The organism is Pedomonas sp. (assembly GCF_036515995.1).
Lineage (GTDB): Bacteria > Pseudomonadota > Alphaproteobacteria > Sphingomonadales > Sphingomonadaceae > Pedomonas.
The window spans coordinates 1-6,281 of sequence record NZ_DATBUP010000210.1; the positions used below are offsets into that span (position 1 = coordinate 1).

Below are 6,281 nucleotides of genomic sequence, written 5' to 3' on the forward strand. Positions count from 1 at the left end.
ACTCCCGACATGCTATGGTCCCCTGCCGGGTTTCCCCGGTTGCAGCTGTTACCAGCCAAGGTAAGTCGGGTGGGCATTGGAACTCCAGCAATCCAAGTAATCTATTGATTACACTCAGTGAAACACGCCGACACGGCGCACCAAAAACAGAAACACATCCCGGTCGCTGGCATAGAGCGTCGTCGTGTCTTTGGTCACATCGACATAAGGGTTATGGGTCATGGTCGACCAGTCGAGCACGCCCGGCACCTTCCACCGGGTGTCCCCTGCCCCGTTGCCCGCAATCCTCATGACCGCCTCGACCAGTTCATGATCCCAGATGCGGCCGTACTCGGGGCCCGTCACGGCCCTGAGTTCCAGGCGGTCGTCTTCCGTTGCCAAGAGCTTGATCGCTTCGCTTCGTCTGCTCAGCAGCCCATGCTGGAGATTGATGCCCGCCAGAACGCTCGGCAACGAGCGCAGGTATGAGGCCGGTGCGCCGACCAGGCTGCACAGCTGCCCGAACGACCAATGGGTCGGGGCGATCGGCTTGTCCTGATGGGGAGCAACGAGCCAGAGATCCGATCCGTCCTCTCGTCGTGCCTCAACCCGGAGCTTTTCAGTCGGAACGATATGGGTCGATGCCCGCTCTGCCCGGCGTTTGACCGCATCATAAAGCTCAGGAAGGCTGAGGTAGCGCTCGTCATCCGGGCGACTGAACCACTCGCTCGAGACGCGGCCGATGCAGCTGCCGCGGGAGATATCGACACGATACGCGCCACTGACTGGCGGGGAAGAGAGAAGACTTGTTTGCATGGCTCGCCCTTTCGAGGTTAGAAAAGGAAAGAGGCATCCCTTTCCTGATACCCCTTTCACCTTCCCCCCTCCCTCCTTCTTCTTCTGGTCTAAGGACGGACGAGAACCTTGAATGTCCGGAAGAAATAGCAACGGCTCAGCTCAAATCAGTGCCGACTACCCAAGGCTGGCAGGGCGATTGGCAGACTGCAAATGTTGGATCCCGTCATGGGTCGCGAGGGCCGGCTCTGGGCGGGACCGCTTCAAAAAATATTTGTCCGGATCAATGGATCATACTGGTACGTCGAAAACAGAGCCATCCTAGAGCACATCGATCTGGCAATGTCGGCTCCTGCCGACATTGGTTGAACGCGGAACTTTACTTACGCTGGCTTCGACCAGAGATCATCGGCTCAAGCGGGTCTGCAGCAAGACGCTCGCCGCATGCCATTCCCTGAAACAGATGGCCGGGCACATAAGCCCGGCCTATCTGGACATTTGGATCAATGTTGCGCTACCGCGAGGTGGTGATATTGATCAGAGGATCTACAATGGCTGCACCGCTTTACCTGATTACCGGAGCCATGGCTTCCGGCAAATCCACTGTTGCCAAGGCGCTGGTGCAGCGCTTTGAAAAGTCAGCCCATGTCAGCGGAGATGCGTTTCTGCGCATGATTGCCAAAGGTGGCGCTGTCATGGGCCCTGTACTCAGCGAGGAGGCGTTAAGGCAACTCCATCTGCGCCAGGATATTGCCATGGATGCGGTGCGCCGTTTTGTCGGAGCGGGTTTTACCACAGTCTACCAGGACATCCTGATCGGCGCGGATTTCATCCGTGTCACACGGGCACTGGCTGATCTTGCACCGCGGGTCGTGGTCCTTAATCCCAGTGTCGAGATCCTTGCCAAGCGCGATGCCGAACGACACAAGACGGGTTACGGGGAGCACTTCCCTCCCAATGTCCTTGCCGACGCGCTGCAGGCCGAAACACCGCGCGAGGGGCTGTGGCTGGACACATCAGCCATGACCGTCGACCAAGTAGTCGAGGAGATCCTCAAGGCCTGGTAATGCTGTGCATGCGCTCTGTGACCACGCAAAGGCGGTGCGTGTTGCGCAAGTCCGGTTTGCGTGTTCAATCGGAAATTGAAACGCCTCATGCCACGCTGGGCCGCAGGACGGCCGCCGCAGTTCAGGACGGTCGCGCTTGTGCCCGCCGACGCCGTTCAGCAAGCGCAAAGCTGTTCCCTGACGCGGCCAGCCGTTGGTTATGCTAACCTTTCCTGACTTTTGGGTATGGTGTTGGGTGGTTCAGCGCGGCGATCACAGACCTCAAGCGTCAGCCTGACAGGATCTCGTTGAATTCCAGAACATTCAGATCAGGGTCGCGTATGAAGCAGACATTACGCCGTCCGTGCCCCATCAAGAGCGGGCCCTCGCTGATCCTGATGCCCTGCCGGTCCAGCCAGGCGACCAGCTCGTCCATGCTGTCGATGACGAAGGCCGCGTGGGTGTAGCCGGGCCGCTTTATAGGTGCATCGAGAAGAATATTCCCTTCGTCTGCTGCCTCACCATTATAGATCAGGTGTATCCTCAGGCCCGTCGGATGGACGAGCCCGCATGCCCGCGCTGCGGGCGAGAATTCCTCGGGATCGCGCACGAAGCCGAGCTTGCCATAGAAGGCCTCGGCAACGGCAAGATCGGTGACGCGAATGCCGACATGGTCGAGCTTTAGCGTGTCAAATGGCATGGGTCTGTGTCCTCTATGATAGACGGGCGATCAGGCCTCGAGGCCTGCACGCGTCCGGGCAAAGGGGATGAAGCCGGGCAGCTGTTCGATCTGGCGAAGCCAGGCCAGAACCCCGGGGTAGCCGGTGAGCGCCACATTCCCCTCAGGCGCGCGTTCGATGTAGCTGTAGAGCGCAACATCGGCGATGCTCGGCTGCTCCGTCCCGGCGATCCAGCGGCGGGTTGCCAGCACCTGCTCGATCACGCCGAGGGTTGCGTGCGCCCGTCCGATCACCTCGTCGGGACTGAAGCGCGCACCGAACACGGTGATCAGCCGCGCGGCACAGGCGCCATAGGCGATTTTGCCGGCTGCGACCGACAGCCAGCGTTGCACTTCGGCCTCTTGGGCAGGGTCGGCCGGCAGCCAGTGCGAGGGGCCGATCTTTCTTGCGACATAGACGAGGATGGCCAGGGAATCCGCGATGATGATGCCATCATCGTCGAGCACCGGCACCTCTCCGAACGCGTTGATGGCGAGGAAGTCGGGCTCTTTGTGAGCACCGGCTGCAAGGTCAACATTGATCAGCTCGTGCGGCACGCCGGCGAGCGAGAGGAAGAGGGCCGCGCGATGCGCGTGGCCGGATAGCGCAAAGTGGTAGAGCTTCATGGCTTGTCTCCAAATGCCAGGGATCAGCGGACCCGAAGGGTGCGGGAGAGGCAGTCGCGGACGCACGGGACAGTCTTGTGCCCACGTTCGTCCAGCACGAGCGCAGCTGCCGCGAGCGTGGCGGGGGTGATGGTCTTCTTCATGAGCTGCTCCCTGGCGTGAGTGGCTTCGGTAGCTCTTTCTCGCTCAAGTCAGACAGGGAGATAATCTGGCAAATATGCAGTTCATTATTGCTTTTTCTGATGATAATGATGGTCACGGAACAGGGAGCGATGATGGACAGGCTGCGGCAACTGCGAACCTTCATCAGCGTGGCGGAGCATGCGAGCTTTGCCGAAGCCGGACGCCGGCTGAACATGTCGCCGACCACCGTGACGCGTACGATCGCAGCGCTGGAAGCCAGCCTAGGCGTTCCGCTCTTGATGCGGACAACGCGCAGTGTACGGCTGACCGAGGACGGTGCGATGTTTCTGGAGCGCTGTCGGGCCGGCATTGCCGAGATCGATCAAGCCTTCGAGACCGTCCGGGGCGCCGGCCCTAGCCCACGGGGAACATTGACGGTCACAGCCCCGGTCATGTTCGGCCGGCTGTATATCCTGCCCATCATCACTGAAATGCTCACGCTCTACCCGGAGCTTCAGGTCCGGCTGCTGCTTCTCGACCGGGTGGTCCGGCTGGTGGAAGAAGGCGTCGATATTGCGGTCCGCATCGCCGATCTGCCGGACAGCGCGCTGCATATGCTGCGCATCGGGCAGGTCCGCCGGGTGCTGAGTGCGAGCCCCCTTTACCTCAGGGAAAGAGGAGAGCCCGCAACGCTCGCTGATCTGCACCACCATGATCTGATCGTGGTCGAAGATGAAGCCGGGCCCTATCAGGGATGCGGGTTTGAAGAGAGCCGACGGTCAGGGCGATCGCCGCGCCTCTCGGTCAACAACATGGACGCCGCCATATCCGCGGCCGTTGCCGGCCTTGGCATCATCCGGGCGCTTTCGTATCAGGTTGCCGACCATGTGGCAGCCGGAAGGCTCCAGAGGGTGCTGGTAGACGAAGCTGCGCCTATTCTCCCGATCTCCCTGCTCTTTCAGAGCGGAGGCAAGGACCGGCCCAATATCCGCGCCTTCACAGAAGCTGCCAGGCGCAGATTGAATGGCACCATCTTGTAGGTGCATGCGCCCGATCCATCATTTCCAGGTTTCGTGTGGCACACCCTGGCTCTTGCCAGAGGGAACGGCACGACCGTGCCACCACCGAACCTGGGCATCCGCGAACGCCGGCACACGTCCTGAAGCGGCTCGCTTGAGATCGATCAGACTTGGTCAAGCCGTGGACGGCATGTGAGGGTTTTCCCCGCCGACACCGTTGAGGGGCAGTTCAATAGGCACGACAGGTTGCTGCTGGGCCGGCCTCGCGTTATTCATCCGCATGCCTTACGTGCAAAATAATAATATCGCCGTTCGATACGAAACAGCAGGCAATACTGCGGGCCAACCACTCGTGCTGATCTTTGGGATCAGCATGTGTTGTGAGGACTGGTTTGAGCTTGGCTATGTTGAGCGGCTATCCGAAGATTTCGGGATAATCTGCATCGAACCGCGGGGGCACGGAAAAAGCAGCTGCCCAGTTGATCCATCTTCCTACGCCCTCTCGGCGATGACGACGGATGTCGAGGCGATCATCACTGCCTTGCGTTTGAAGCGCCCGCTGATCTGGGGTTACTCGCTCGGTGCCAAAATTGCACTGGCCACAGCCGGACGCGATCCCGCCGCTTATGCGGGATTGATCCTTGGAGGCCTTGAGCTCCATTCGAAGGTCGATCTGACGAACGATGTGGTGGCCGATACCCTCGCTCAAGGACCGCGGGCCTGGCTCTCCCTCTGGACGCAGATGTTCAGTGTGCCTCACGGCATGGCCAGCCGGCTTGCCGCGGCCAATACTCAGGCCCTGCGCGCATTGCGCACCGCCGAGGCCCAGTGGTGGACCCTGGAGTCCGTGGCTGAGAGGTTCATCGCCCCGGTGCTTCTCTACGCTGGCGAGCGATGCTTTTTCCGGGATGCGACGGTTGCTGCCGCTGAGCGCTTCCAGACCGCGCGTTACCTCGAGCGTCCGGGCCGGGACCATTTTGATCTGATGCCGGACAGTGCCTGGATCGTTGATGAGGTTATCCGCCAGTTCGCGCCGGGGCGCTGAGTTGCCGCGATCCACACCTCAGATATCTCGAAAGTCGCCGCACTGGGCCGTCAGCTTCATAGCTTCAACGCCATCGCCCGGGCGCCCCTTGGGCGTACCTATCCGGGCCATAGCTGACTGTCTTTATTCGCAACGCCAGGCGCGTCACAGCCAGTGCAGGCGATTTTCACGTTCGCTGCGCCCCGGTTGCAGCCACCTGCAAGCCCCCTCCAGGCGACCCCGTTGCCTCGCGCGTCGGCCCTTGGGTGATCCGGCTCTCGCGGCCCGGAGACGCCGCGCAGCCTTCCTGATGCCTCAGCCTCAGGCCTCCTCAGTAAGTAATGGTGATGGTCAAGGTGTCGCCGTATGTGCCCGCCGTCACGTTCTGCCGCTCATCGATCCGGCCGTAAACAGCGTAGTTGCCGCCTATCGCCGTGTCGGAAACCATGCCGGTGTTGCCCGAGCCGTCGCCCCACACCGTGCTCCGCAGCGGACTGGTATAGAGATTGTACTGTAGCGTGCCGTTGCCGTTGCTCATGGTGCGAGAGGAAAAATTGCCTGTCCCCTGACCCAGCGCGATGGTGTAGCTGGCAACGCCGTCGCACGACACTGCAATGTTGCCGACGCCATCGGCCGGCGCGGAGGACAGCGGATCATAGCCGCCGAACGCCACGCCGGGCGAGCTGACCGTGCAGGTTGCCGCGGCAGCGGACGCTGCCCCGCCACCGGCGAGTATGAGCGTCGCGACCATCAGGACCGCACCGCGCCGCATCCGGCGCATCAGCCGATCACTTTGCATTGAAGCTCTCCCAGATCGGGTTGCGGATCATCTGTTTCCGGCAGCGAGGCGGTAAAGGCGCAGCTTTGCCCACCCCAGCTTGCCTGCAGCGTCGTTGCCTTGCCCAGCCCGGTCACATAGGCAACGCCCCCAGGGGCCACAACAAACTCAG

Annotated in this window: 6 protein-coding genes and 1 pseudogene; 3 read left to right on the forward strand and 4 right to left on the reverse strand. The window is 61.3% G+C overall.

The window, feature by feature from the left end:
• Positions 1 to 138 precede the first annotated feature (138 nt).
• Positions 139 to 795, reverse strand: a pseudogene (locus VIG90_RS15415) (DUF932 domain-containing protein); the annotation flags it as partial.
• A gap of 530 nt (positions 796 to 1,325) precedes the next feature.
• Between VIG90_RS15415 and VIG90_RS15420 the strand changes: the two are divergent.
• On the forward strand, positions 1,326 to 1,841 hold the full coding sequence (locus VIG90_RS15420; RefSeq protein WP_331594406.1) for an AAA family ATPase: 516 nt from the start codon (positions 1,326 to 1,328) through the stop codon (positions 1,839 to 1,841).
• 268 nt (positions 1,842 to 2,109) lie between these two features.
• Here VIG90_RS15420 and VIG90_RS15425 read toward each other — a convergent pair whose 3' ends face one another.
• Together VIG90_RS15425 and VIG90_RS15430 are read right to left on the reverse strand one after the other, a co-directional pair.
• A complete protein-coding gene (locus VIG90_RS15425) occupies positions 2,110 to 2,520 on the reverse strand; it encodes a VOC family protein (protein ID WP_331594407.1) in 411 nt (136 codons plus the stop codon).
• 30 nt (positions 2,521 to 2,550) lie between these two features.
• Complete coding sequence (locus tag VIG90_RS15430) at positions 2,551 to 3,165, reverse strand: glutathione S-transferase (protein WP_331594408.1); 615 nt, start codon at positions 3,163 to 3,165, stop codon at positions 2,551 to 2,553.
• A 77-nt stretch (positions 3,166 to 3,242) separates the two neighbouring features.
• Here VIG90_RS15430 and VIG90_RS15435 point away from each other — a divergent pair, with 77 nt between their 5' ends.
• Positions 3,243 to 4,328, forward strand: coding sequence for a LysR family transcriptional regulator (locus VIG90_RS15435; RefSeq protein WP_331594409.1), 1,086 nt, complete (start codon positions 3,243 to 3,245; stop codon positions 4,326 to 4,328).
• A gap of 331 nt (positions 4,329 to 4,659) precedes the next feature.
• Positions 4,660 to 5,352 (forward strand): alpha/beta fold hydrolase, encoded by a 693-nt coding sequence (locus tag VIG90_RS15440; protein WP_331594410.1) that lies wholly within the window; start codon positions 4,660 to 4,662, stop codon positions 5,350 to 5,352.
• Between the two features lie 310 nt (positions 5,353 to 5,662).
• On the opposite strand, the gene VIG90_RS15445 is transcribed toward VIG90_RS15440, so the two are convergent.
• Positions 5,663 to 6,130: a spore coat U domain-containing protein gene (locus VIG90_RS15445; protein WP_331594411.1), complete on the reverse strand. Its 468-nt coding sequence runs from the start codon at positions 6,128 to 6,130 to the stop codon at positions 5,663 to 5,665.
• Positions 6,131 to 6,281: the final 151 nt, after the last annotated feature.

Excerpts from the sequence above, each read along its gene's own strand:
- VIG90_RS15420 (WP_331594406.1), top strand. The coding sequence starts at position 1,326 with ATGGCTGCACCGCTTTACCTGATTACCGGAGCCATGGCTTCCGGCAAA.
- VIG90_RS15425 (WP_331594407.1), bottom strand. The coding sequence starts at position 2,520 with ATGCCATTTGACACGCTAAAGCTCGACCATGTCGGCATTCGCGTCACC.
- VIG90_RS15430 (WP_331594408.1), bottom strand. The coding sequence starts at position 3,165 with ATGAAGCTCTACCACTTTGCGCTATCCGGCCACGCGCATCGCGCGGCC.
- VIG90_RS15445 (WP_331594411.1), bottom strand. The coding sequence starts at position 6,130 with ATGCAAAGTGATCGGCTGATGCGCCGGATGCGGCGCGGTGCGGTCCTG.